This is a genomic window from Falsochrobactrum ovis (assembly GCF_003259955.1).
GTDB lineage: Bacteria > Pseudomonadota > Alphaproteobacteria > Rhizobiales > Rhizobiaceae > Brucella > Brucella ovis_A.
In genome coordinates this window covers 370,303-396,078 of record NZ_QLMK01000001.1, presented here as the reverse complement: position 1 = coordinate 396,078, position 25,776 = coordinate 370,303, and the positions used below count along the sequence as shown (strand labels likewise).

Genomic DNA, 25,776 nt, shown 5'->3' with positions numbered 1-25,776 from the left:
TTAATTCCCTCCCCGCTCTCCACCGGCGGGGCTAACCTTCAGGATATCATTATGAGCACGTTCAAACCGCTTGTTTTCTCCGGAGTTCAGCCGACCGGAAATCTTCATCTGGGAAATTATCTGGGCGCAATCAAGCGGTGGGTTGAGATCCAAGACACGCAGGAATGTATTTATTGCGTGGTGGATATGCACGCGCTGACGGTTTCACCTGACCCGGCTGAATTGCTGCAATCAACCCGCGAAGTGGCCGCAGCTTTTTTGGCCGCTGGTATTGATGCCAAGAAAAGCATTGTTTTCAACCAAAGCCGAGTGATGCAACATGCAGAGCTGGCATGGGTCTTTAACTGTGTTGCCCGCGTCGGCTGGATGAGCCGCATGACGCAGTTCAAAGACAAGGCGGGCAAAGATCGCGAAAATGCATCACTTGGGCTTTTTGCTTATCCCAGCCTGATGGCCGCTGATATTTTACTCTATCGTGCAACCCATGTGCCGGTCGGAGATGATCAGAAACAACATCTGGAACTCACCCGCGACATCGCTCAAAAGTTCAATAATGACTATTCCGACCGTATTGCATCGCTGGGAATTGGTGTTGATATGCAGGTTGGCGACGAGCAGATTTCCGGTTTCTTTCCAATGACAGAACCGATGATTTCTGGCCCGGCTATGCGTATTATGTCGCTGCGCGATGGCACCAAGAAAATGTCTAAATCCGACCCTTCGGATCTTTCGCGCATCAATCTGATTGATGACGAAGACACGATCAACAAGAAGATCCGCAGAGCCAAAACCGACTCTGAAGGTCTGCCATCGGAGCTAAATGGACTCACTGGTCGCCCAGAAGCTGACAATCTGGTTGGAATTTATGCAGCGCTCGCTTCCAAATCAAAAGAAGAAGTTCTGGTTGAATTTGGCGGACGCCAGTTTTCCGAATTCAAATCTGCTCTAGCCGAGCTTGCAGTTACGCGTTTATCGCCCATCACAGAAGAAATGAGACGCCTCGTTGCTGATCCGGGCTATATTGACAGCGTGTTACGCGATGGCGGTGAACGTGCTGGTGTGATTGCGGAAAACACTATGAAAAATGTTCGCGACATTATCGGTTGGCTGCAAAACTAAACGCTATTTTAGAAAATCGAAGGTTGCCCGCTTGCGGGCAACCGCCAGCAATGGCACATTGCCGCCATGGTATCCAAAAGACTGAGTCGGGAAGCCGGACATAGACGCAAATTTCTGGCAGTAATTGACGACACGCCCGAATGTGAGCGCGCCGTAGCCTATGCCTCGCGCCGTGCCAAAAATACTGGCGGGTCGCTTGTGATGCTATATGTGGTGGATAATTCTGAGTTTCAGCAAATTTTGGGCGTTGGCGAAATCATGGAGCAAGAAGCTCGTGATCGCGCGACTGCCATATTGGAAAAATTTGCTGCAACCGTTCGCGAACAACAGGGGATTGAGCCGGAACTGATAATACGCGAAGGCCGAACAAGCGAAGAATTAACCAGCCTGATTGATGAAGATCAGGATATTGCTATATTAGTGCTTGCTGCTGGGTCGGGCAAGGAAGGTCCAGGCCCGCTTGTGCAATCATTGGCATCGCGCAGTCAGTTTCCCATCCCCGTAACGGTGATTCCTGCCGGACTGCCCGATGACGACATTGATGCGGTGACTTAAACATCCTATATTAAAGCAGAGAATGCTGCCGGTGGAGCCTCGCTTCTATTTGGAGCCTCCATTTTGACGAGCGCAAATTAGAAATCCCAGATATGAAAGCGGAGAACGTGCATGTTCATCCAAACTGAAACCACGCCAAATCCGGCAACTTTGAAGTTTCTTCCCGGCAAAGTCGTCATGCCCGAGGGCACGGCTGACTTTAGAGATGCGGCCAGTGCCGGCAATAGTTCGCAGCTTGCTGCCAAACTTTTTGGCGTTCCCGGGGTAACTGGCGTTTTCTTCGGCTATGATTTTATCACCGTAACCAAAGATGATGGTGAGTGGCAGCATCTAAAGCCTGCTATTTTGGGCACCATTATGGAACATTTCATGTCTGGCGCGCCGGTCATGATAAACACAAATGGAGCTGGCGCCGCCCATTCACATAATGATGAAGAGTTTTTCGATGATGCGGATGCAGAAATCGTTGAAACCATCAAGGAACTGATTGAAACGCGGGTTCGCCCGGCCGTAGCTCAAGATGGCGGCGACATCACATTCCGTGGCTTTGAAAACGGAACCGTGTTTTTGCATATGAAGGGTGCTTGTGCAGGTTGCCCATCATCGACCGCCACGCTCAAGCACGGCATTCAGAATCTTTTGCGTCACTTTGTGCCAGAAGTGCAGCAGGTGGAACAGATTTAAATTTAACACAGAAGTTGGCCTCCAAGCTCAGTGGAACTCTCAATCCTGCTGAATTTGGGGGCAATTATTTGCGATTTTCAGTTTAAAATAAAATAATAAAGTGCGCCTCGTAAAAGAGGACTAAAATAGCACATGCTACATTTACCCCCACCACCACCAGATGAACAGGACAACATGATTCAAAAAATTAATGAGACTATTACTTATCTAACAGAAACCATCACCTATCTGTTCTACTTGTTTTAGCAATATTGTTTGGTGCGCCCCGGAGCAATTCGGGGCGCACCCGCGAGCACTTTGGCGAATTTAAATTACGATTACTTTCGCACCACGATCACCGCGTTCGTACAAATCAATAATATCTTGATTCATCAAACGAATGCAGCCGGAAGACATGGATTTTCCGATTGACCACCATTCGGGCGTGCCATGGATGCGATATCCGGTGTCGCCTCCCTTATTATAAAGATAAAGCGCACGTGCGCCGAGCGGATTATTAAGACCAGGCTTCATTCCACCGCGATATTTAGCAAGTTCGGGCTGACGGCGTATCATTGGCGCGGGCGGTGTCCATGTCGGCCATTCGCGTTTCATGGCAACCTGTGCGGTGCCCGACCAACCGAAACCTTCGCGCCCAACACCGATGCCATAGCGCATGGCTTTGCCGTCTGGCATTACGAAATAAAGGAACTTTTCTTTCGTGTTGACGATAATCGTGCCTGGTTTCTCATCTGTTTTATAGTTGACAATCTGACGACGATATTGCGCGGGGATTTTCTCACGCGGAATGGCGGGAATTGTATAGCCAGCGTCAGTTATTGAGCTATAGGATGCTGAATAATAGCTCCCGCCTGTTGAAGTGCAGCCCGCAAGAGCCCCTCCCAGAATTACGGCAGCAGCCAAGTTCAAAGCGCTGATCTTCATAATTTCCCCTCAATATATAGGCTCGCCTGAACGCGAAGCGATTTTTAGCAAGGTTGTGGGATGATAATAACCATTTGTAAACCATAAATTAAAAACACTCACGGGGCCGCAATTCATTTTTTGCGAAAAATCGCACTCAACGATTTATTGATGATGGGTTATTGGCAATGACTTATCGCGGCAGTTCTGCCGTTGCCTCAATGCGGATAGCGCGCCAAAATAGATTTATGCCAATCGTGATTCCTCATAAAGTTCACCCCCTCGCTGATCGGCGCCAATCAGTGAATGCGATGCTGGTACGGCGCGGCGTGCAGCGCTTGTTTCTGGAAATGGGAATTACCACCATTCCAGAGCTTTCGCTTGCTTCCGGGCGGCGTGCGGATTTGATCGCGCTGCGGCAAAATGGTGAAATCTGGATCGTGGAAATTAAATCTTCGATTGAGGATTGGAAAGCCGACCGTAAATGGCCCGAATATCGCAATTATTGTGATCGGCTATTTTTTGCCACGCACCCGGACGTTCCACGCGAAATCTTTCCAGAAGATGCGGGTTTCATCTTGTCCGACGGATATGGAGCAGAAATTTTACGGGACGCACCCGAACATAGGCTCCCCGCCCCAAGACGCAAGGCTTTAACATTGCGTTTCGCCCGCGCTAGTGCTGCCCGGCTCACTATGGCAGAACTGGCTGGGGTCGAAATTCCTCAGATCGACGAGAAAATCGATTGATCAGCGTGGGGCGCGCTTTGCCAATATGCGTTGCAATGTGCGGCGATGCATATTCAGGCGGCGAGCTGTTTCGGAGACATTTCGTTCGCACATTTCATAAACACGCTGGATATGTTCCCAACGAACACGGTCGGCCGACATAGGATTTTCCGGTGGAGCTACTTTTTCACCGGGCTTGCGTGTGAGTGCAGCAAATACCTCATCCGCATCGGCTGGCTTGGAAAGATAATCAATTGCGCCGAGTTTTACGGCATTTACTGCCGTGGCAATATTGCCATAACCGGTCAGGACGATGGCGCGGGTGTCCGGCCTGCGGGCGCGAATCACCTCAATTACATCCAAGCCGTTGCCATCACCCAGCCGCATGTCCACGACTGCATAGGCGGGCGCAGACGCTTTGACCGCTGCTATACCTTCTTCCACCGATTCCGCTGTCGTTACCTGAAAACCTCGGCCTTCCATAGCCCGAGCAAGACGCTGCAGAAACGGCTTGTCGTCATCAACCAGAAGGAGGGTGGGATCGTTGCCAATGGCTTCGCTATCGTCCTGCTTCAAGTCGTCCATAGTTTTCTTCCTGACTGTTTGTTTTATTCTCTTATTGATACCCCTGCGGCAAAAAGTCAAATAGCCACCGTATTATTATCATAAACGGATTGACGCCCAAGGCGTTGCAGGCGGGTTTTATTTATCCATTATCTAGATAGGTGGTATCCTTGGCGCGCGGGATCAATATCTAAAAGCCGAAGAAAATTAAAAGTTTAGCCGATAATGAACGCGGTACGCGGCCAGCTTACCTTAACTTCCGCACCCTGCCCCGGATTTTTTCGATTGCGAAATGTAATTTGAGCGCCAGAACGTTCTAGCAGGGTTTTGGCGATAAACAGGCCTAGCCCCAACCCGCCGCCGCCATTATGTGAACTGTCGCGGCTGGTCATATAGGGTTCGCCTATTCGATCGAGAATCTCTGGCCTAAAGCCTTCACCATCGTCTTGAATAGTGATGGACACATCCGTTTCTGTCCAACCCCAGGTGACTGTCACTTTGCTGCGCGCAAAATCGACGGCATTTTCCACCAGATTGCCCAATCCGTATAAAAGCCCGGGATTGCGCCGAACCACAGGCTCAGGTTTGGGCCCCTCCAACGCCGAAACATTCAGCGAAATACCAAAATTTCGATGCGGCGCGATCACTTCCTCAATCAGAGAGGAAAGCGGCAAGCGCGACATATGTTCTTCGTTTTCCGATGAAAGGCTGGTCAAACGCTGCAATATTTCCCGACAGCGCGCTACTTGTGATTGCAACAGGCCAATATCTTCATCCAGGCCGGGGTCATCTGATGCTTTATCGGAATAACTGCGCTGCATTTCTCGAACAACCAATGCAATTGTTGCAAGTGGTGTTCCCAGTTCGTGTGCTGCGGCAGCGGCCAGCCCATCGAGCGCCGTTAGATGTTGTTCGCGCTGCAAAATGAGTTCTGTAGCCGTCAGTGCGTCACCCAATTGCCGAGTTTCTTCTGCAATGCGATAGGCATAAACACCAGTGAAACCCAGCGCTGAAATCATCGCGCACCAAATACCGACAACAAACAGAAAAGGCAGGTCGAGCTCAACCCCGGGATACCAGGGCAGCGGTTGGTAATAGACCGTCAATACGGTGGTGCAAGAGACCACCAGGGACGCCAATGCCAGCGTATGGCCTATGGAAAGCGAGGTTGCGGAAATGATAACCGGCGCAATCATCAGCATGGTGAAAGGGTTTTGTACGCCACCGGTTAGATAAAGCAGTCCCGCAAGCTGCAAGACATCGAAGGCCAACACAATACTTGCAGCAGTGGGGTTTAGCCGATGATTGGTGCTGAAACGGAAGGTAAGAAAAAGATTGAGCCATGCCGAGCTGGCGATAAGCGCGAAACAAATGCCCACCGCAAAAGAAAATTGCAGATAAAGGGCAACAAACATAACCGTTGCCGTTTGCCCGGCAATCGCCAACCAACGCAGACGCACCAAGGTGGTGAGCCGCGGGCGTCGTGAAAGATTGGAAGCGCGATTGTCAAATTCTTCGTGCATGGTTCCCTCTGCCGCTTCTTATGAGACAAGGGATTGGGTGATGCAAGTGAAACTGTGGCAAGCCGCCGCAGGATCGTTCAAGTTCCTCTTGGCTTTGCACGCCGTGTGGGTTGGGCATTGGCGGGATCTTCCGGCCAGACATGTTTTGGGTAACGTCCGCGCATATCAGCGCGCACACTCGCCCATGTCCCCTTCCAAAAGCCCGGCAAATCCCGGGTAATCTGTATCGGACGATGGGCGGGCGAGAGCAATTCCAACAATAATGGAACTTTTCCGTCGGCAATCGATGGATGGGTGCTAAGGCCGAAAAGTTCTTGCACCCGCACCGCAATCACAGGTTCATCTGCGTCATAGCGGATCGGAATATTCGATCCGGTAGGCACTTTAAAATGAGTTGGTGCGAGTTGATCCACGCTGCGATGCAGATCAAAAGGAACGAGGCTCATCAAGCCGTTTTTTAGGGCATGAGCTGGAATTCGCGTGATCTGCGCCTCGCCGGTTAGAAATGTTAAAAGCCAATCTTCGAGCCTGTCGATGAGGGATTGATCGTCCATGGACGGCCACGGATCGCCCAACCCACCATGAAGCCAGCCAAGCCGCCGGCGCAGAATTTGTGTTTCCTTACTCCATGGGAGAATAGAAAGACCATGGGAGCGTATAGCCTGAATAACAGCTAGATCAGCGTCAGCACCGCTGGGCGGCGCAAGCCATTTTTCGGACAATGCAATTGCCCCGATGCGTAATGCTTCTCGTGCTCGCAAAGCATTTTTTTCAGGATCGTAGATAATCTGTCGTCCGCTTTCAAATTGCGTGGCGAGAGCGTCTCTTATAGCTTCTTCCGATATTTCCGCAGCGGAAGTAATGCGCGCACGGCCTGCTTTACCAACCATGTCCGCAACGACAATCCATGCAACACGGCTCAAATTTGCAGCCGAATCAACTTCGCCGCCGCGGCCATTTGCCAAGAGAAACTGACCTGATTGGCCACGTGCCTTGGCGACACGATCTGGAAAGGCATCAATGAGCATACGGCCAGTTGATGAATGGGCGGGCGATAATTGTGCTGATTTCGCAGCTGATTTCACAACTGATTTCACACGGGCCGCGATCCCTCTTGCAAGGTTTTTTGCTCGTCGGGCGCGATCAGAACGATCATTGCGGAAACGCGAAATGCGCATATCAAGATCGATATCACTGCCGCCAAGTCCGCGCTCGGTAAGCAAAACAGCTAGCTCTGCCGCCCGCTGCGCCTCGCCCCGCTTGCCTGCCTCCACCACCATATGTGCAAGACGCGCAGGCAATGCCAGCGATCGCATCGCATCGCCGACAGGTGTTAAACGGCCAGTTGCGTCTAGTGCGCCCAGCTGCTGCAAAAGAGATCTAGCCTCTTTTAATGCCGGGGCTGGGGGCCGGTCGAGAAATGACAATGTCGCCGCATCAGTCACCCCCCAAGCGGCCGCATCCAGCACCAGACCCGTGAGGTCCGCTTCAAGAATTTCGGGCGGTGAAAAAGCTGGCAATGAGGTCGTCTGCCCCTGATGCCACAGCCGAATTGCAATGCCAGGCTCTGTTCTCCCGGCCCGGCCCGCGCGTTGATCAGCCGCCGCTCGCGAGGCACGGACTGTTTCCAATCGGGTAAGGCCAGTAGATGGTTCGAATTTAGGCAGGCGGGCAAGACCGCTATCAATAACTACACGCACGCCATCAATGGTGATAGAAGTTTCGGCAATTGAGGTTGCGAGAACCACCTTACGATATCCTTGTGGCGCAGGCTTGATGGCTCGGTCCTGATCTCTGCCATCCATGGTTCCGTAGAGCGGTGCAAGAATAACATCGGGGGGCGTGCGCGTCTCAAGCTGACGTAAGGTACGTTCGATCTCTCCCTGACCGGGCAGAAAGGCCAGTACACTGCCAGTTTCACTCGCCAATACTTCCCGAACAGTGCGGGCTACCGCATCTTCCACCCGCTCATCGGGCTTTCTTTCCTTATAGCGAAGCTCGACCGGATAAGCCCGGCCCTCACTTTCGATGATTGGCGCATCTCCCAACAGGGAAGCAACGCGCGCACCATCTAAAGTAGCCGACATCACAATAATTCGCAGATCGTCTCGCAAAGCAGATTGTACATCCAGCGCCAGTGCCAGCCCGAAATCCGCATCAAGACTACGCTCGTGAAATTCGTCGAAAAGAACAGCTGCGACCCCATCAAGCGACGGATCATCAAGGATCATGCGGGCGAAAACCCCTTCCGTCACAACAAGGATCTTTGTTTTGGCCGAAGTTTTGCTTTCAAGCCGCATTCGATAGCCGACTGTTTCGCCTACCTCCTCGCCCAGCAATTCAGCCATACGGCGCGCTGCAGCCCGCGCAGCCAAGCGGCGTGGCTCCAAAAGCACAATCATTGCGTCTTTACGCCAATCAGCTTGCAATAAATGCAGCGGAACCAGCGTGGTTTTACCAGCGCCCGGAGGAGCGACAAGCACTGCGCTCATACTAACCGCAAGCGCTTCATCAATTTGCGGTAAGACCTTTGTTACAGGAAGTTCCGGAAGGATCGGCAAGGGGTGTTCCATCGCTATTAATATCAATCCGGATTTGCATCAGTATCAGGATTTTGTCCAGCTAGTCAGCGCATTGACATACTCCCCCATAGTATATAAGGTCCAAATTATCAGGAGGATTCATGCCACATTCGCCAGAGGATAAAAAACGCGCTTTGACGCGTTTGCGACGCATCAAAGGACAGGCTGAGGCATTGGAACGCGCTGTCGAGGCCGGAACGGAATGTGCAGCGCTGCTGCAACAGATCGCAGCTTTGCGCGGTGCAACCAATGGACTTATGGCAGAGGTGCTCGAAAGCCATTTTCGCGAGACCTTCGGTCAATCTCAGGAAGAGATCGGCCAAAACGTTGAAGCCACTGATACACAAATCGATGAAATTATGCGGATTCTACGCACCTATTTGAAATAGGGTCGTTAACTCAAACAAAACCAGAAGGATTATGGCCATGAAGTCACGCGCAGCCGTTGCCTGGGAGGCGAACAAGCCGCTTTCTATCGAAACGATTGACATTGGCGGCCCGAAGGCTGGCGAGGTGTTGGTCGAAATTATGGCGACCGGCGTCTGCCATACCGATGCGTACACACTTTCCGGTCTGGATCCGGAAGGTAAGTTTCCGGCCATTCTCGGTCATGAGGGTGCCGGTATTGTGCGTGAGGTTGGCGCAGGCGTTACATCGCTCAAGCCGGGCGATCACGTGATTCCGCTTTACACGCCAGAATGCCGTAATTGTAAAACCTGCCTGTCCCAGCGCTCCAATCTTTGCACTTCAATCCGTGCCACGCAGGGTCAGGGATTGATGCCAGACCACACGTCGCGCTTTTCTTGCGATGGCGGTGAAGTGTTCCATTATATGGGCTGCTCGACCTTCTCCAACTTCACTGTTTTGCCGGAAATAGCATTGGCAAAAGTGCGCGAAGACGCTCCTTTTGACAAGATTTGCTATATTGGCTGCGGCGTGACGACCGGTATTGGCGCTGTGATCTACACGGCAAAAGTTCGTCCCGGCTCTAATGTCGTGGTATTTGGCCTGGGCGGTATCGGTCTTAATGTTATTCAAGGCGCACGCATGGTTGGTGCCGATAAGATCATCGGCGTTGACATCAATCCTGCTAAAGTCGAAATGGCCAAGAAATTCGGCATGACCGACTTCATCAATCCGCTGGAAATCGGCAATGATAAGGTTGTGCAGGCGGTTCAGGATCTCACCGATGGCGGTGCGGATTACTCATTCGATGCCACAGGCAATACTGACGTGATGCGTCAGGCGCTGGAATGCTGCCATCGCGGTTGGGGCGAAAGCATCATTATTGGTGTTGCTGAAGCCGGCAAGGAAATTTCCACCCGCCCGTTCCAGCTTGTTACCGGCCGTGTGTGGAAGGGAACAGCCTTTGGTGGTGCGCGTGGCCGCACGGATGTGCCGAAAATCGTTGATTGGTATATGGAAGGTAAGATCAATATTGATGATCTGATCACCCATAAAATGCCGCTGGAGGAAATCAACACTGCCTTTGATCTGATGAATGAAGGCAAGTCGATCCGTTCGGTCATCGTCTATTAATGCAAGAAAAAGTGCTGATATCTCGATGGGACGTGCTTGATGACATGTGCCCTCGCGCGATCTACAGCCTATTGAAGCTGCGCGTTGACATCTTCGTGGTGGAGCAGAAATGCCCCTACCCTGAAATTGACGGCAAAGATATCAGCGCATTTCATTTGCGCATTTTGGACGGTGATAAACTCGCAGCAGCGTTGCGCGTGCTGCCACCTCAGCCGGGCGAACCGGTCAAAATAGGGCGCGTTGTCGTGGCCCCAGATTATCGGGGCAATGATCTTGGGCGACGGCTGATGCAGGAAGCTATAGTGTTCGCGCAGTCACGCTTTCCAGCAACCGCGCTTGAACTGAGTGGTCAGAGTCATTTGCAGAAATTTTATGGTTCGCTGGGCTTTGTAGCGATTTCTGACGAATATTTGGAAGATGGCATTCCACATATCGACATGCGACTGAACTCGCCCGAAGCTACTTTCTGACATCCTTGGCTGCGCCGTCACGCGTTGTGGCCTTTGCCATGCGTAAACTAAATTAGTGTCTCGTCACCACCGCAATACGACAGTGGTGCCTGGAAATTAGGAGCATCTGAATGGAAACGATCTCAACTGCAAAAAGCTTTGGGGGAACGCAGGGCGTTTATCGCCATAAGAGCGAAACGTGCAAATGCGACATGACTTTTTCGGTTTTCCTGCCGCCACAAGCCAAAGATGGTCCGGTACCGGTGCTTTGGTATCTTTCCGGTTTGACCTGCACTCATCAGAATGTGATGGACAAGGGTGAATATCGGCAAATGGCCGCAGAACTGGGAATTGCCGTTATTTGCCCTGATACAAGCCCACGTGGTGATGAAATTCCTGATGAGCCGGATAATTGGCAATTTGGTAAGGGCGCTGGCTTTTATGTGGATGCCACGCAGGAGCCATTTGCAAAAAACTATCAGATGTACAGCTATATCACACAGGAGCTGAGCGAGCTGGTAGCAAGCAAGTTTCCGCTCGATATGTCTCGCCAGTCAATTACTGGCCATTCCATGGGTGGGCATGGAGCTCTGATCATTGCTCTTCGCAATCCAGAGCGCTTCCGCTCCGTATCGGCATTTGCCCCCATTGTGCAGCCGAGCACTGCGGGCTGGTCAAAGCCCGCTTTTGAGAAATATCTTGGCAAGGATGAAAGCGCATGGCGGGCATATGATGCCACATTGCTAATTGAAGACGGGCATAAGGTCGCTGAAATCCTTATTGATCAGGGCAGCGCGGATAGTTTTCTTGATGAAGGTCTGCGCCCGTGGTTGTTGGAAGAAGCCTGCAAAAAGGCTGGCATCTCACTCACGCTGAATATGCGTGAAGGTTACGACCATTCTTATTTCTTCATTTCGACTTTTATGAATGATCATCTGCGCTGGCATGCGGAAAAGCTGGCTATCGCTTAATTAGCTTCATAGGCAGTCCGCCTTGTGGCTGGGTGGTGAGTTTCTGAACCGGCCATGGGCGGGTTGTTTCCAATACTTCAAAGCGCTGTCCTCGCAAAAGCGTGGCCAGCGCTATAACCGCTTCCTGAAGCGCGAAACTTGCACCGATGCAAACGCGCGGTCCAACCCCAAAAGGTAAATATTGGAAGCGATCAATTTGATCTCGATTCTCGGGCAGGAATCGCTGCGGGACGAAGGCATCAGGCTGATCCCAATAAAGCCGGTGACGATGGATAACCCAAGGCATAACCAGCATAGCCGTGCCTTTTTCAATTTTAAGATCGCCATAGGTGTCATCTTTAGCAGCTTCACGATTTATCGATGGAGCTGGCGGATAAAGGCGCATGGCTTCTTCGAAAGCTGCGCGTGTGAAATTTAATTTTGCTAGCCATTCATGCGGTGGCAGATCGTGTCCGCCTTCGGCGAAAAAACTGTCAATTTCCGCTTCGATTAGCTCTCGTTCCTGCGGCGCTTTAGCCAGAAGATAAAGTGTCCAACCCAGTGCACGGGCGGTCGTCTCATGGCCTGCGCCGATGAAAGTAATAATATTGTCTTCAATTTCTGACCGGCTCAAACCACCCGGACCTTCGGCGCGTAAAAGCAGTGTGAGAAAATCATTAGGAACATTTTCGCCATCCATTATGCGTGCCCGGCGCATTTCCATGGTGTCTGCTACGAGTTTCCGGAAAAACTCTAATGATTGCTGACCTCGCAACCGGGTAAGTCGCGGCAGCCAGTCAGGCAAACCAAGCAGATCAAATGGGTCAACCCGCCCCATTGTTTCAAAAAGCCTATCGATCTGCCGCGCAAAATCGGCACGGTCGCCAGCAATCTCGCCAGAGAATAAAGTTTCGGCGAGAATATCATAGGTCAGTAGCGTCATATCGTGGGCGATATCTACGATCTGGCCAGACGTTTTATAGCGTTCACGGAAACGCTCAGAGCAATCAAGCATTGTCTGTCCAAAACCGGAGATATGACGCGGTGTAAAAACCGGAGCCATGGCCTTGCGTGAGCGCTTCCAAACTTGGCCCTCCGCAGTCAGTAGACCGTCCCGCAGCAGCGGCCGCAAAACGCGCTGACGAATGGCAGACATTGGGTAGCTTGCCGCATTATCCACCAGAACATGGCGAATAAGCCCCGGATCATTGGCAATGATCGTTTTCATGCCAAACCAGCTAACCTTAACCCAAGGCTCGTTATAAGAAGGCTCCCCCCAAAGCTCCAACGGATTGCGGTAAATTACCCGCATCATTTCAAAGCGTCCCACAGGCTTACTGCGAGGCGCGGGCGCGGGTGGAATAAAAGGTCTTGAAAGACCCGTTGTCACCGCTGATGCTTGCATCTGTGCTCCTTTAAAGCGAATTGTTCGCCCTCCTCAGCTGATATAGCCGGTAATTATAGCGCATCCAGTCTTGCATTGCTTAGACAACGACCAAAGGAGCGTTAAAAGACCGGAATCCCCGGCAAAAACGCTGCCAAAATTTGGAAAAATAGACTTTAGCCCCTATATTAAAGCTATGTTTGTCGTGTGATTCGACACTTTCTTTAAGGCTGCAATCGCGGCGCATTTTCGAAAGATTTTCATGAGCGAAACGCCCCAGATGAATTCCGAAGCCCCGGCCGAATATGGCGCGGATTCCATTCGTGTCCTGAAAGGCCTAGATGCTGTTCGTAAGCGTCCCGGCATGTATATCGGTGATACGGATGACGGCTCCGGCCTGCATCATATGGTTTACGAAGTAGTAGACAATGCCATTGACGAAGCGTTAGCAGGACATGCGTCACTCATAACCATCTCGCTCAATGCAGATGGTTCCTGCTCGGTTACTGATAATGGCCGTGGTATCCCCACTGACATTCACAAAGAAGAAGGCGTTTCAGCGGCGGAAGTCATCATGACGCAGCTGCACGCAGGCGGTAAGTTTGACCAGAATTCATATAAGGTTTCTGGCGGCTTGCATGGTGTGGGCGTCTCTGTCGTTAACGCGCTTTCTTCGTGGCTTAAATTGAAGATCCGGCGGGCTGGCAAAATTCACGAAATAACCTTCAGACATGGTGTCGCTGATGGTCCGCTGACCGTTGTCGGGGATGCAGGTGAAGAAACCGGTACAGAAGTAAGCTTTTTGCCGTCGCCAGAAACGTTCACCATGGTCGATTTTGACTATGACACGCTGGAACGCCGACTGCGCGAACTCGCTTTCCTGAATTCCGGTGTCCGCATTAAGCTCGCCGATTATCGACATGCAGATGTGCGCGAGCAAGTGCTGCATTATGATGGCGGCGTGGTAGAGTTCGTGAAATATATCGATCAGGGCAAAAAGTCCCTGCTCGAAGAGCCTATCTATATTAGAAGCGAAAAAGACGGCATGACCGTCGAAGTCGCCATGTGGTGGAATGATTCCTATCACGAAAAGGTGCTTTGCTTCACGAATAACATTCCACAGCGCGATGGCGGCACGCATCTGGCGGGGTTCCGTGGTGCGCTGACCCGTCAAGTGACCGGGTATGCCGATGCTTCGGGCATGACCAAGAAAGAAAAAGTTTCGCTAACCGGCGATGATTGCCGTGAAGGGTTGACAGCCGTTCTTTCTGTTAAAGTTCCTGATCCGAAATTTTCTTCGCAGACCAAAGACAAGCTCGTTTCTTCGGAAGTCCGTGCTGTTGTCGAAAGTCTTGTCAATGAAGCGCTTTCCATATGGCTGGAAGAGCACCCTGCTGGCGGTAAGGCGATTGTTGAAAAGGTTATTCAGGCTGCTGCTGCCCGCGAGGCTGCGCGCAAAGCACGTGATATTACCCGCAAGAGCAATCTTAGTGTTACATCGCTGCCCGGCAAGCTTGCAGATTGTCAGGAGCGTGACCCCGCTAAATCTGAAATTTTCATTGTTGAGGGTGACTCAGCCGGTGGATCAGCGAAAAGTGGGCGCTCACGACAAAATCAGGCAATCCTGCCTTTGCGCGGTAAAATTCTGAATGTCGAACGGGTTCGCTTTGATCGCATGATCTCGTCCGATCAGGTCGGAACTCTGATCACCGCACTTGGCACTTCCATCGGTAAGGATGAGGCCTACGGATTTAACCCGGATAAGCTGCGCTATCATAAAATCATTATCATGACTGACGCGGACGTCGATGGTGCGCATATTCGTACATTGCTGCTGACTTTCTTCTTCCGACAAATGCCGGAATTGATTGAACGCGGCCATATCTACATTGCCCAGCCGCCGCTTTATAAGGTTACGCGTGGTAAATCTTCGCAATATATCAAGAATGAAGCCGCGTTTGAGGACTTTCTGATTGATACTGGTCTTGAGGAAGCAACGCTAGAATTGGCAAGCGGCGAAATGCGGGCTGGTCCGGATCTGCGCGCGCTTGTTGAAGATGCGCGTATGTTACGTCAGCTTCTAAACGGCTTGCACACACGCTATGATCGTTCTGTCGTCGAACAAGCGGCAATCGCCGGTCTGCTGCATCCAGAAGTTTCTTCCGACAACAGCATTGCACAGGAATATGCTAATAAGGTTGCTAAACGCCTCGACCTGATCTCCGAAGAAACCGAACGCGGTTGGTCTGGACATCTCACGGAAGATGGCGGTTTTCGCTTTGAACGCGTTGTGCGTGGAGTCAAGGATGTGGCTATTCTCGACACTGCACTGCTGGGCTCAGCCGATGCTCGCCAGATTGATCGCGTCGCGACCCGATTGGAAGAAACTTTCGAGGAACCGCCGCTGCTGCACCGCAAAGATAAGTCGGAACCGGTTTCCGGTCCGGTGGAGATGTTGGAAGCTATCTTCGCAACTGGCCGCAAGGGCCTGACAATGCAGCGCTATAAAGGGCTTGGCGAAATGAATGCTGAACAGCTTTGGGAAACCACGCTTGATCCCAATGCGAGATCGCTTCTGCAAGTCAAGGTCAATGACGCCACTGATGCAGATCAGCTCTTTAGTCGCCTGATGGGTGATGAGGTTGAGCCGCGACGCGAATTCATTCAGGAAAATGCGTTGAGCGTGGCTAATCTGGACGTCTGATCAGCAGATTTTCTCAACATTGCTTTCTTAAATATTACGCCGCCAGATCAGCAATTTAGCTTCTGGCGGTGTTTCTTTTGAGCGCTACCAGCCAATAGATTATTCTGAAAACAAAAGGGATCTGCGATTACAGATCCCTTGATTAGTTCATTTGGAAAGCGCGGTAGAGGCACTTAAATCTTAGTCTTCGCGGCGTTTTTTAGCACCATCGAACTTATTTCTAGGCTTCCTGAAATCGCCTTTTCCGCCTGCTGGCCTGTCTCGAAAATCGCCGGAGAATTTATCGCCACGACCTTTGAAACCGCCCCGGCCTTCACGTGCACCCGCGTCCCCGCCAGCACCGGCAACCGCAGGACGGATTACCAGACCTTTTTCACCTGTTCCGCGTTCTTGAACAGATTGGCGGAATTGATCTGCTTTAGAGCTGGTGATTTCGAAGCGTGTTTCATTGTCGAAAATTTTGATCGAACCGACATCGCGCTTGGAAACGTCACCGGCTTTGCAAATGATTGGCAGCAACCATTTCGGATCAGCGCGATGTTTACGCCCAGCAGAAACCGAGAACCAGACGCCATCGAAACGGGCATTACGATCAAAGCGTTCGCCACGATCCGGCCGATCACCTCTTTCGAAACGATCTCGTGGCCTTTTGCCGCCAATCGGATGCACAGGCGTTTCAGACACATCTTCAGCGGCGGGCAATGCTGCCAGCTCGCGATTGATAAATGCACTGGCGATCTGTTCAGGACTATAACGCTCTGTCAAAGATTTAAGTAAGCCGAGATGCTCTTCCTCAACTTCTTGCGTAAAGACTTCGCCATTGAGAATGCGCTCATAATTCTTGGCCTGTACGGCTGCAATGCCCGGAGCGGGTATAGTCTGGGCGTCAAGTTTTGCCATATGAAGCAGACGCTCGGCGGTTCTGCGCCGTGAGAACGGGACGACCAGAACACAAGTACCCTTGCGCCCAGCGCGACCGGTGCGTCCACTGCGATGCAGCATGGTTTCCGCATTGGTCGGCAGATCAGCATGAATCACCAGATCAAGATTTGGCAGATCAATACCGCGCGCCGCAACGTCGGTCGCCACACACACGCGAGCGCGGCCATCGCGCATGGACTGAAGCGCATTGTTACGCTCTGCCTGACTTAGCTCGCCAGACAAGGCGACAACCGCAAATCCGCGATTTGAAAGACGGCTTGCCAGATGTTTGACCGCTTCACGCGTCGAGCAAAAGATAATCGTGTTCTTCGCGTCATAATAAAGAAGCGTGTTAACAATGGCGTGATCGCGCTCTTGCGGCGGAACTGGCATTGCAAAATAGTCAATATCCGCGTGCTGGCTCGCTTCGCCAATGGCCGAAATCCGCAGCGCATTGTTCTGAAAACGCTTGGCAAGCTGTGCGATCGGCTTTGGAACGGTCGCGGAGAACATTAATGTGCGGCGATCTTTCGGTGCCTCGGCCAGAATGAATTCCAGATCTTCGCGAAAGCCCATATCCAGCATTTCATCGGCTTCATCGAGCACGACAACCCGCATGGCGGAAATATCCAGCGCGGAGCGGGTGATGTGATCACGCAGACGGCCAGGTGTGCCGACAACGATATGCGCGCCGCGCTCCAATGCACGACGTTCGGTCCGTATATCCATACCGCCAACGCAAGAGGCGATACGAGCGCCCGTATCGGCGTAAAGCCAATCCAGCTCACGACGCACCTGCAACGCCAATTCGCGTGTGGGGGCGATGATCATCGCAAGCGGCGTTTGCGCTTCACCAAAGCGCAATTCTCCCCCCAAAATGGTGGATGCCATTGATAGACCAAAGGCAACGGTTTTACCCGATCCGGTCTGAGCGGAAACAAGCAAATCTACGTCAAGAGTTTCAGGGGCTAGAACCGCGTTTTGAACGGCAGTGAGTGTATTGTAACCGCGAGCGGTAAGGGCTCCGGAAAGAGCCGGAGCAATCGTATCAGGCAGAGACATGAATAACTTTCAAAAAAGCTTCTCAAGCCGCATACCCAATGGTCGAAAGCAATCTTTGCGACCCCCCGGCGACTACCGAAGCAACAGAATTGAGCTTTTCCTATCGCTTCAAGCCGCCGAGGTCAACAGCCTGTCTTATTAATGCGCCTCATCCCAGTTATGCGCTGCGCGCGCATCCACTTTTAACGGCACAGAAAGAGATACTGCCGGCATGGCGGCATTTTCCATTATGTCGCGGATAACAGGGATGGTCATGTCAATTTGGTTTTCAGGGACTTCGAAAATAAGTTCGTCATGGACCTGCAGCAACATTTGCGCGTCCAGCCTATGATTGGCAAGCGCTTCTTCCATCCGGATCATAGCGCGGCGGATAATATCCGCAGCCGAACCCTGTATTGGAGCATTAATGGCGGCACGTTCATTAAAGGCGCGGATCTGGGCGTTTGATGCCTTGATGTCGGGATAATGCGCGCGCCTGCCAAAAATAGTTTCGACATAACCATGCTCGCGAACGAAGTTTTTGGTTGCTTCCATATAATCCCGAATTCCGGGGAACCGTTCGAAATAGGTTTTAATATATTGGCTCGCTTCTTCTCGCGGTATGGAAAGTTGATTGGCGAGACCAAAGGCAGAAATGCCGTAAATAATGCCGAAATTAATCGCTTTCGCGCGGCGGCGTACTTCCGATGGCATCCCCTCAACTGGCACACCGAACATCTCGGATGCGGTCATCGCATGAATGTCTATTCCATCGGCAAATGCTTGTTTTAGCTGTGGAATATCAGCCACATGCGCCAGCACGCGCAATTCAATCTGGCTGTAATCGGCAGAAATCAATCTCTTACCGGGTTCTGCAACAAAGGCCGTTCTGATTTTACGACCCTCTGCCGTACGTACCGGAATATTCTGCAAATTGGGATCTGAGGATGACAGTCGACCGGTCGAGGTTGACGCCATGGCATAGCAAGTGTGAACCCGCTGTGTTTGAGGATTGATAAAACCCGGCAACGCATCGGTATAGGTAGATTTCAGCTTGGTAAGCTGGCGCCAGTCAACAATCTTGCGTGGCAACGGGTGCCCCGCTGCAGCAAGATCTTCAAGGACTTGCGCAGAAGTGGACCATTGCCCAGTCTTGGTTTTCGATGCTCCGGGCAGACCGAGCTTGCCGAACAGGATGTCACCCAATTGCTTAGGCGAACCAATATTGAATTTTTCGTCCGCGAGTTGGTAAATTTCTTCTTCATATGCTCCGGCGGTTTGTGCCAGCTCGCCGGAAAGTCGCGATAGAACCTGACGGTCGACCGAAATACCGCGTTCTTCCATTCGGGCAAGTACATCAATCAGAGGCCGTTCAAGCCGCTCATAAACGGATGTCAGCCCTTCAGCCGCTAGGCGTGGCTTAAGGACATTCCACAGGCGCAGCGTTACGTCTGCATCCTCAGCGGCATAGGCGGTGGCGCGTTCAATATCCACCATATCGAAAGTAACCGCATTGCGGCCTGTTCCGGCTATGTCCTTGTATGGAATGCATTTATGCCCCAGCCAGCGATCGGCTAGCGCATCCATTCCATGGGTTCCTACACCGGCATCCAAAACATAGGAAATAAGCATCGTATCATCGAAAGACACGGTGTTAATTCCATGACGGCGCATGATCAGCCAGTCATATTTCATATTATGTGCGATTTTCAGCACTGAGGCGTCTTCGAGTACGCGTTTTAATGCAGCTAAGGCTTCGCCTAAGGGTATTTGTCCCTCAACCGCTCCGCCGCCCAATAAATCGCTAGCTCCAGATTTATGCTGTAAAGGAATATAAGCGGCCCTGCCCGGCTGTGACGCAAAAGAGAAGCCGACAAGTTCCGCCTGCATTGGGTCGAGGGAGGTGGTCTCGGTATCAAAGGCCATCAATCCGGTTTCTAAAGCTACCGCAAGCCACTGATTGAGTGTTTCCATATCGCGGATGCAAGTGTAACCACTAGCATCCAATTTTTCGTTCAAAGCGGCGTGGGTGCGCTTTTGGACAAGTGCCGACGGCGTCCACCCATCAGTCTGCGTAGACAAAGAGCCAGCAGCCGTCTCGCCGGTTTCGGGTACATCTAAATCCGGACCATGGGCATCGGCACCCCATTCGGTTTCGACATGCGATGGCTCAACGACCGAAGCATCTGTGTCGGTCGCTTCAGCTACACGGCGCGTAAGTGTCGTAAACTCCATGGCTTTTAGAAAACCGATCAGCCGTGGACCATCTTGCGGCTCCAGCACAAGCGCATCAAGCGGCACATCCAGCGGGACATCGGTTTTAAGTGTCACAAGCTCGCGCGAAATTTTTGTCTGGTCGGCATAAGCAAGAATATTTTCGCGGCGTTTATTTTGTTTAATTTCATGCGCACGCGCCAGAAGTGTGTCGAGATCGCCATATTCTTGCAGTAGCTGTGCCGCTGTTTTCGGTCCAATACCTGGAATGCCCGGAATATTATCCGTGCTATCGCCTGTGAGTGATTGCAGATCAATCATCTTTTCAGGTGGGACGCCCCATTTTTCGATGACTTCAGGTACGGATATCTGCTGATCCTTCATACCGTCATACATAGACACTAACGGCGTTACCAACTGCATTAAGTCTTTGTCAGAGGAAACAATCGTGACATCGCCGCCAGCCTGTTCTGCTAGGCGAGCATAGGTAGCAATCAGGTCATCGGCTTCAAAACCTTGTTTTTCGATACAAGGAAGATTGAACGCGCGGGTTGCCTGCCTAATCAGGCCGAATTGCGGAATGAGATCTTCAGGCGGAGCAGAACGGTTGGCTTTATATTCTGGATAAATTTCATTGCGAAATGTCTTTGAAGAATAATCAAAGATCACTGCAAAATGCGTGGGCGCAACGCCCACATCGGTATTGCGGGCATCATTAAGCAGTTTCCAAAGCATATTGCAGAAGCCCGCAACAGCGCCGACCGGCAATCCGTCTGACTTACGGGTCAAGGGTGGTAGGGCGTGATAAGCGCGGAAAATATAACCCGAGCCGTCTACGAGAAAGAGATGATCGCCTTTTTTCATCCTGATCCTTGTCCTTGCGCCAAAGCGCTAAAATTACCGCGGCACAGGCGATAACATCCTATTTATCAGGAGATCTGTCTGGAGCCTGCGCGCCGCGCCGTACTAAAGTTACCCAAGGCTTAAAGCAAAGCTCTGTTAAAGAAAACCGGGCAGCGGCTAATGCCCGCGTCCATCCACCTTAAAGAAAGGGCCACTTTAAAGAGGCCCACCTTCAAGAAGGTCACTTGCAAGAAGAGCCGCTTTAAAGACGAGTCATCGGAGAATAGTGCCGCTATTCACTATCGCGTGATCGGCTTAATATTACGCATTTGTAATCTGCCATGCCCTTGAATGGCCACTTTCTCAGCGCCAAATGCAGCCTATCGACTGAGTATGTCGACAATCGATTATCAATTTGTCCCCCATTGAGATCGGTTGTTGCAGCAGCCTCATCCCCTCTCCGGGCTGCTGCTTGAGTAAGTGATCTGGTCGTTGTGGTTCCCCTCACCACAGCGACCAATCATTTTAGGGAATTTCGTCTGTCACCAAATCAATTGCTGATCCGGGTTTCCTCTTGCTTTGACTGGTTGTAGGCTGGCGCTAGTTTTTAGAATCGCAGGCAGGCCAACTCATGTCCACGCATCCCAACCTTAATCTTGATCAGGTTTTAAGCACAATTGATGCCAATCTTGATAAGAGCATTGATCATCTTTTTGATCTTTTGCGTATCAAATCCATTTCCACAGACCCAGCCTATAAAGCCGATTGCCGCAAGGCCGCTGAATGGCTTGTCGAGGATCTCAAATCTATTGGCTTTGATGCGAGTCTTCGTGAGACGCCGGGGCATCCAATGGTTGTTGCACATCATGAAGGCCCAACCCCCGACGCTCCGCATGTGCTGTTTTACGGACATTATGATGTTCAGCCGGTAGACCCGCTGGAACTTTGGGAGAATGATCCGTTTGAACCAACAATCAAGGACATCGGAAACGGTCGCAAAATTCTGACCGGACGCGGAACTTCCGATGACAAAGGTCAGTTGATGACCTTTGTTGAGGCCTGCCGCGCTTATAAAGCGGTCAATGGCAAGCTCCCGGTAAAAGTGACGCTGCTTTTTGAAGGTGAAGAGGAATCGGGGTCGCCTTCTCTCAAGCCTTTTCTGGAAGCGCATAAGGATGAGCTTAAGGCGGACGTGGCGCTGGTTTGCGATACCGCAATGTGGGATATTGAAACACCCGCAATCAGCGTTGGCCTTCGTGGTCTCGTGGGCGAAGAAATCATCATCAAAGCTGCAGACCGCGATCTGCATTCTGGCTTCTTTGGTGGCGCTGCGGCAAACCCCATCCATATATTGAGCAAGATTCTGGCGGACCTGCACGATGAAACCGGACGCGTAACGCTTCCTGGTTTTTACGATGGTGTCGAAGAAACCCCAGCGCAAATTCTTCAATCGTGGGAAAATCTAGGCCGTACGGCAGAGAATTTCCTCGGCCCAATCGGACTTTCTATTCCATCTGGAGAAAAAGGCCGCAGCGTATTGGAGCTCACTTGGGCCCGCCCTACTGCTGAAGTAAATGGTATCACTGGCGGATATACTGGCGATGGATTTAAAACCGTAATCGCCGCTCAGGCTTCTGCGAAAGTATCGTTCCGTTTGGTTCACAAACAGGACCCTGAAAAAATAAGGGAAGCTTTCCGGAAATTTGTTCAAGATCGTCTGCCCGCAGATTGTTCGGTAGAGTTCCATCCGCATGGCGGGTCGCCGGCGATCCAACTTCCTTATGATTCTCCGTTGGTTTCCAAAGCAAAAGATGCGCTTTCCGACGAATGGCCCAAGCCAGCTGTGCTTATAGCCATGGGCGGATCAATTCCGATTGTAGGCGATTTCGATGAATTTCTTGGAATGGAATCGCTGCTTGTAGGCTTTGGCCTCGAAGACGACCGTATTCACTCACCCAATGAAAAATACGAACTAAAATCGTTCCATAAGGGACAGCGTTCGTGGGCCCGCATTCTCGCAGCGATTGCGGCCAATTGAAGGATTATCAATGACCATCCGCTTTCATAAAAACGACTTGCCCGATCTGGAACATTACAATGTTGATGCGGTCGCGATTGACACTGAAACTTTAGGACTTAACCCACATCGCGATCGATTGTGCGTTGTGCAGATTTCACCGGGTGACGGTACGGCTGATATTATCCAAATAGATGCAGGCCAGAAAGAAGCACCCAATCTGGTAAAACTGCTCAAGGATAAGTCGATCACCAAGATTTTTCATTTTGGACGATTTGACCTTGCGGTGCTGGCGCATACTTTCGGAACCATGCCAGAGCCCGTGTTTTGCACCAAAATTGCCTCGAAACTGACCCGCACCTATACGGATCGGCATGGACTAAAAGAAATTTGTGGCGAGCTTCTCGACGTTTCGATCTCAAAACAACAACAGTCTTCTGACTGGGCCGCAGAGGTGCTTTCACAGGCACAGCTTGAATATGCTGCTTCCGATGTACTCTATTTACATCAACTCAAAGCGGTTTTTGAACACCGTCTTAGACGTGATGGCCGCAGCAAGCAGGCCGAAGCGTGTTTCAAGTTTCTACCGACCCGGGCCGAATTAGACCTGATGGGCTGGCCGGAACAAGACATTTTTGCGCATAACTGAATATAAAAAGTCGGCCCATCAAATGAATGAGCCGACTTCTTTGAAAAAATCTCATTGCGCAAGCAGCCATTCCACGGAAATGACCTTTATCGGGGCAAGAGTTAAGAACCTTGCCCCTTTATTAGTTAATGCGAAGAATTATTATGAGGAGCAGAGGCTCCAATTGCGCAAATAGGATACAGAATGTCTCCAGAAGCGGTGCACTGCTTCATACACTTGTCAAAGTCAGAGTCAAACAGACAAGCAGAAGCGTAATTCGTACCGACTGCCAATAAAATAACAGCGAATGCTAATTTTTTCATAACAATACCTCAATATATAAATTATATTGTCTACCCCCGCTAGTATTATTACTTAATAATCTAGACGCGCTTATGGCTAAATAATATTCATACTATGGAATAAAAATGTTTTATTTTTAAAATCAATAAAATTGTACATTAATAATGTCCAATATAGTTCTATCGACCAGCAACAAGATCTCGTTCATTATGTGGACCATCGAGCAACACGATCCGCCCCTGCCTCAGCAATAATGTGGAGCGCAATTGTCAGGGCGGAAAAGTAAGTACACGACTAAAGTGAGTTGGACCGAAACCTGTTTCCAGGTTTCGCCGTCCCGGACCGAGTAAGATGACAGGAACAAAGGATTGTGTGCTGCTGAAAGAAAAAGCCGGCTCGTCACTCAACGAGCCGACTTCTTTGAAAATCATTGCCTGAGACGCCATCCAAAGAAATGGCTATTGAAGGCAAGAGTTTAAAATCTTGCCCTTTAATAGTTAACGCGAAAGATTATTATCTGGAGCCGGAGCAGGCGACACAAGCGCACAAGTAATATTCAGGCTCAGGTCCGAGTCGCCGTGAGTGCAGCGGGGCACGCAAGCAAGATCGCTACTGAACAAACAAGCGGAAGCGTAATTTGTACCCACGGCCAGCAACATTGCAGCAAATATAATTTTTTTCATAAATATCCTCTAAATTAAAAATAACTACACTATATCCCGCCGATGAAAATAATTGCGCATCAATATAGACGCGTTTATGGCTAAATAATATTCATATTGTGAAATCAAAAAATTTCAAACTATTCAAATTTTATAAGATAAAAGGAATATTTAAAAGTAATAACATCAGATAAGTATTATCGATTAGCGACAAAGAGCCGGTTCGTTTTATGTAAACCATCAAATATTGCCCATTGGGGACGTTGAAACAAAAAGAAGCCATGCCCGGTCCATCGAATGATTGCGTAAAACAACAGGGGACCAACCACCCCGCTCACAGTCGTGAGAAGGGAAATCGTTCCAACATCTAAGATACCAATTCGTAGCAATAAGGTGCGCGCAACCGCCATAGGCAGAAAAAAGGCAAGATACACGACCAAAGAGTGAGCTCCGACCCAAGTGAGCGCTCGACGGAGCCAGCTTTTGTTTGGCAGCTGGCTTAGCAAAGATGATAGCGCGACAATCGCGATTGCACCGGCCAAGCCCAGCAGCAACGAGATGATGGGCAAATCGCTCAACGCGCCACGTCCTAAAAATAAGTCTCCTCCGGGCGAGATAATGGAATCGATATCAGACGGAAGCGGCGTAAAGACCAAGACATATTCTGCATAGGCCCAAACAGCCAATCCGGCGACAGCGATTAAACGGTGTCTGTTTACGGCTTCGGCTAGTCGGAAAATGTATGGCGCGCAGGCATAGCCGAGGTAAAAATAGACAAAACGTGAGCAAAATTCATCGACCATGACCCAGCCAGAATGAATCGGAAGAATTTCGAGCACAGCAAGGACCAAAAAGGTTATTCCTTTGGGAACATGCTTTAAAAGAGGGGTGACAACGAAGAACACCGGTAAAATATAGATAAACCAAAGTGTTCCGAACGGCTCAATAAATGCCATCAGATAGGCATTAAAAACCGCCATAAAACCGGATTCGACTGCAATCGCTGGTGCTTTGAAAGCAAATTGGATGCTCAGCCAGAGCACGTAAAAATAAAGGAAATGCACCACTTTGCGGTCAAGATATAACCGCCATGGACGGTCAATGACACGCGATAGGAACAGCCCCGAAATCAGAAAGAAATCGGGCATACGGAATGGCTTGGCAAAAGCAACCAGATAATGCATCCATCCCTGCTCACCGGCGGCGTTTTCGACCCCCAGCGTGGAATGCATCATAACTACCAAGATTATACAAAGACCTTTGGCTATATCGACCCAGTCGATACGTTGCGCAGGCCCGGAACTTACAGCCATTCACCCACGTCCCTTCAATCTCATCTGCCGATATATTCTACCGACGTAGCCATATAGCACTCACTGGTCAAATTACAGGTGACAAACGGGGTGATAGGTGGATTTGCAAGGACCAGCCAGCGTAAAAAAGCCCTTTAACAACTCAAAAAC

At 50.7% G+C, this 25,776-nt stretch carries 19 protein-coding genes; 11 read left to right on the top strand and 8 right to left on the bottom strand.

Annotated elements, in window-relative coordinates:
- Positions 1 to 51 precede the first annotated feature (51 nt).
- From trpS to C7374_RS01805, 3 genes are all read left to right on the top strand, one after another.
- Complete coding sequence (gene trpS, locus C7374_RS01815) at positions 52 to 1,119, top strand: tryptophan--tRNA ligase (protein ID WP_111574248.1); 1,068 nt, start codon at positions 52 to 54, stop codon at positions 1,117 to 1,119.
- Between the two features lie 15 nt (positions 1,120 to 1,134).
- Positions 1,135 to 1,674, top strand: a complete 540-nt coding sequence (locus C7374_RS01810; protein ID WP_210205063.1) for a universal stress protein — start codon at positions 1,135 to 1,137, stop codon at positions 1,672 to 1,674.
- Positions 1,675 to 1,785: 111 nt separating this feature from the next.
- Positions 1,786 to 2,358, top strand: coding sequence for a NifU family protein (locus C7374_RS01805; protein ID WP_111573889.1), 573 nt, complete (start codon positions 1,786 to 1,788; stop codon positions 2,356 to 2,358).
- Between the two features lie 306 nt (positions 2,359 to 2,664).
- Here the strand turns inward: C7374_RS01805 and C7374_RS01800 are convergent, their stop codons facing one another.
- Positions 2,665 to 3,282: a L,D-transpeptidase gene (locus C7374_RS01800; RefSeq protein WP_111573888.1), complete on the bottom strand. Its 618-nt coding sequence runs from the start codon at positions 3,280 to 3,282 to the stop codon at positions 2,665 to 2,667.
- 227 nt (positions 3,283 to 3,509) lie between these two features.
- On the opposite strand from C7374_RS01800, the gene C7374_RS01795 reads away from it, so the two are divergent.
- Complete coding sequence (locus C7374_RS01795; RefSeq protein ID WP_111574247.1) at positions 3,510 to 4,010, top strand: MmcB family DNA repair protein; 501 nt, start codon at positions 3,510 to 3,512, stop codon at positions 4,008 to 4,010.
- Here C7374_RS01795 and regA read toward each other — a convergent pair whose 3' ends face one another.
- From regA to hrpB, 3 genes are all read right to left on the bottom strand, one after another.
- A complete protein-coding gene (regA, locus tag C7374_RS01790) occupies positions 4,011 to 4,574 on the bottom strand; it encodes a global response regulator transcription factor RegA (protein ID WP_111573887.1) in 564 nt (187 codons plus the stop codon).
- 194 nt (positions 4,575 to 4,768) lie between these two features.
- Entirely contained in the window at positions 4,769 to 6,076 is a 1,308-nt protein-coding gene (locus C7374_RS01785) for an ActS/PrrB/RegB family redox-sensitive histidine kinase (protein WP_111573886.1), read from the bottom strand.
- Between the two features lie 77 nt (positions 6,077 to 6,153).
- Positions 6,154 to 8,637 carry an ATP-dependent helicase HrpB gene (gene hrpB / locus C7374_RS01780; protein ID WP_111573885.1) on the bottom strand — a complete coding sequence of 828 codons (2,484 nt, stop codon included), beginning with the start codon at positions 8,635 to 8,637 and terminating at the stop codon, positions 6,154 to 6,156.
- Positions 8,638 to 8,759: 122 nt separating this feature from the next.
- On the opposite strand from hrpB, the gene C7374_RS01775 reads away from it, so the two are divergent.
- The 4 genes from C7374_RS01775 (at position 8,760) to fghA (ending at position 11,617) form a co-directional block, all read left to right on the top strand.
- Entirely contained in the window at positions 8,760 to 9,047 is a 288-nt protein-coding gene (locus C7374_RS01775; RefSeq protein WP_111573884.1) for a metal/formaldehyde-sensitive transcriptional repressor, read from the top strand.
- 37 nt (positions 9,048 to 9,084) lie between these two features.
- Positions 9,085 to 10,197: an S-(hydroxymethyl)glutathione dehydrogenase/class III alcohol dehydrogenase gene (locus C7374_RS01770; protein WP_111573883.1), complete on the top strand. Its 1,113-nt coding sequence runs from the start codon at positions 9,085 to 9,087 to the stop codon at positions 10,195 to 10,197.
- Positions 10,197 to 10,667, top strand: a complete 471-nt coding sequence (locus C7374_RS01765; RefSeq protein WP_111573882.1) for a GNAT family N-acetyltransferase — start codon at positions 10,197 to 10,199, stop codon at positions 10,665 to 10,667. Before C7374_RS01770 ends, C7374_RS01765 begins: the two co-directional genes overlap by 1 nt.
- Before the next feature lie 110 nt (positions 10,668 to 10,777).
- The gene (gene fghA, locus C7374_RS01760; RefSeq protein WP_111573881.1) at positions 10,778 to 11,617 is read left to right on the top strand and encodes an S-formylglutathione hydrolase; all 840 of its coding nucleotides are present in this window, start codon (positions 10,778 to 10,780) and stop codon (positions 11,615 to 11,617) included.
- Here fghA and C7374_RS01755 read toward each other — a convergent pair.
- A complete protein-coding gene (locus C7374_RS01755) occupies positions 11,607 to 13,001 on the bottom strand; it encodes a cytochrome P450 (RefSeq protein WP_111573880.1) in 1,395 nt (464 codons plus the stop codon). The genes fghA and C7374_RS01755 overlap by 11 nt on opposite strands.
- A 241-nt stretch (positions 13,002 to 13,242) precedes the next feature.
- Between C7374_RS01755 and gyrB the strand changes: the two genes are divergently transcribed.
- On the top strand, positions 13,243 to 15,684 hold the full coding sequence (gyrB, locus tag C7374_RS01750; protein WP_111573879.1) for a DNA topoisomerase (ATP-hydrolyzing) subunit B: 2,442 nt from the start codon (positions 13,243 to 13,245) through the stop codon (positions 15,682 to 15,684).
- Between the two features lie 180 nt (positions 15,685 to 15,864).
- Here gyrB and C7374_RS01745 read toward each other — a convergent pair whose 3' ends face one another.
- Together C7374_RS01745 and polA are read right to left on the bottom strand one after the other, a co-directional pair.
- Positions 15,865 to 17,667 carry a DEAD/DEAH box helicase gene (locus C7374_RS01745; RefSeq protein WP_111573878.1) on the bottom strand — a complete coding sequence of 601 codons (1,803 nt, stop codon included), beginning with the start codon at positions 17,665 to 17,667 and terminating at the stop codon, positions 15,865 to 15,867.
- Between the two features lie 138 nt (positions 17,668 to 17,805).
- Positions 17,806 to 20,724: a DNA polymerase I gene (gene polA / locus C7374_RS01740; RefSeq protein WP_111573877.1), complete on the bottom strand. Its 2,919-nt coding sequence runs from the start codon at positions 20,722 to 20,724 to the stop codon at positions 17,806 to 17,808.
- 610 nt (positions 20,725 to 21,334) lie between these two features.
- Here polA and C7374_RS01735 point away from each other — a divergent pair.
- Both C7374_RS01735 and C7374_RS01730 read left to right on the top strand, forming a co-directional pair.
- Entirely contained in the window at positions 21,335 to 22,741 is a 1,407-nt protein-coding gene (locus tag C7374_RS01735; protein WP_111573876.1) for a dipeptidase, read from the top strand.
- A 10-nt stretch (positions 22,742 to 22,751) separates the two neighbouring features.
- Positions 22,752 to 23,369 (top strand): ribonuclease D, encoded by a 618-nt coding sequence (locus tag C7374_RS01730; protein WP_111573875.1) that lies wholly within the window; start codon positions 22,752 to 22,754, stop codon positions 23,367 to 23,369.
- A gap of 1,141 nt (positions 23,370 to 24,510) precedes the next feature.
- Here C7374_RS01730 and C7374_RS01720 read toward each other — a convergent pair.
- Complete coding sequence (locus C7374_RS01720; protein ID WP_111573873.1) at positions 24,511 to 25,626, bottom strand: acyltransferase family protein; 1,116 nt, start codon at positions 25,624 to 25,626, stop codon at positions 24,511 to 24,513.
- Between the last annotated feature and the right edge of the window lie 150 nt (positions 25,627 to 25,776).

What these genes read in the sequence shown, in the direction of transcription:
- C7374_RS01755 (WP_111573880.1), bottom strand. Translation starts at nt 13,001, where the DNA reads ATGCAAGCATCAGCGGTGACAACGGGTCTTTCAAGACCTTTTATTCCA.
- C7374_RS01785 (WP_111573886.1), bottom strand. Translation starts at nt 6,076, where the DNA reads ATGCACGAAGAATTTGACAATCGCGCTTCCAATCTTTCACGACGCCCG.
- C7374_RS01735 (WP_111573876.1), top strand. Translation starts at nt 21,335, where the DNA reads ATGTCCACGCATCCCAACCTTAATCTTGATCAGGTTTTAAGCACAATT.
- C7374_RS01775 (WP_111573884.1), top strand. Translation starts at nt 8,760, where the DNA reads ATGCCACATTCGCCAGAGGATAAAAAACGCGCTTTGACGCGTTTGCGA.
- C7374_RS01720 (WP_111573873.1), bottom strand. Translation starts at nt 25,626, where the DNA reads ATGGCTGTAAGTTCCGGGCCTGCGCAACGTATCGACTGGGTCGATATA.
- gyrB (WP_111573879.1), top strand. Translation starts at nt 13,243, where the DNA reads ATGAGCGAAACGCCCCAGATGAATTCCGAAGCCCCGGCCGAATATGGC.
- C7374_RS01795 (WP_111574247.1), top strand. Translation starts at nt 3,510, where the DNA reads ATGCCAATCGTGATTCCTCATAAAGTTCACCCCCTCGCTGATCGGCGC.
- C7374_RS01730 (WP_111573875.1), top strand. Translation starts at nt 22,752, where the DNA reads ATGACCATCCGCTTTCATAAAAACGACTTGCCCGATCTGGAACATTAC.
- fghA (WP_111573881.1), top strand. Translation starts at nt 10,778, where the DNA reads ATGGAAACGATCTCAACTGCAAAAAGCTTTGGGGGAACGCAGGGCGTT.
- C7374_RS01800 (WP_111573888.1), bottom strand. Translation starts at nt 3,282, where the DNA reads ATGAAGATCAGCGCTTTGAACTTGGCTGCTGCCGTAATTCTGGGAGGG.
- regA (WP_111573887.1), bottom strand. Translation starts at nt 4,574, where the DNA reads ATGGACGACTTGAAGCAGGACGATAGCGAAGCCATTGGCAACGATCCC.
- C7374_RS01770 (WP_111573883.1), top strand. Translation starts at nt 9,085, where the DNA reads ATGAAGTCACGCGCAGCCGTTGCCTGGGAGGCGAACAAGCCGCTTTCT.
- C7374_RS01745 (WP_111573878.1), bottom strand. Translation starts at nt 17,667, where the DNA reads ATGTCTCTGCCTGATACGATTGCTCCGGCTCTTTCCGGAGCCCTTACC.
- C7374_RS01765 (WP_111573882.1), top strand. Translation starts at nt 10,197, where the DNA reads ATGCAAGAAAAAGTGCTGATATCTCGATGGGACGTGCTTGATGACATG.
- polA (WP_111573877.1), bottom strand. Translation starts at nt 20,724, where the DNA reads ATGAAAAAAGGCGATCATCTCTTTCTCGTAGACGGCTCGGGTTATATT.
- C7374_RS01805 (WP_111573889.1), top strand. Translation starts at nt 1,786, where the DNA reads ATGTTCATCCAAACTGAAACCACGCCAAATCCGGCAACTTTGAAGTTT.
- trpS (WP_111574248.1), top strand. Translation starts at nt 52, where the DNA reads ATGAGCACGTTCAAACCGCTTGTTTTCTCCGGAGTTCAGCCGACCGGA.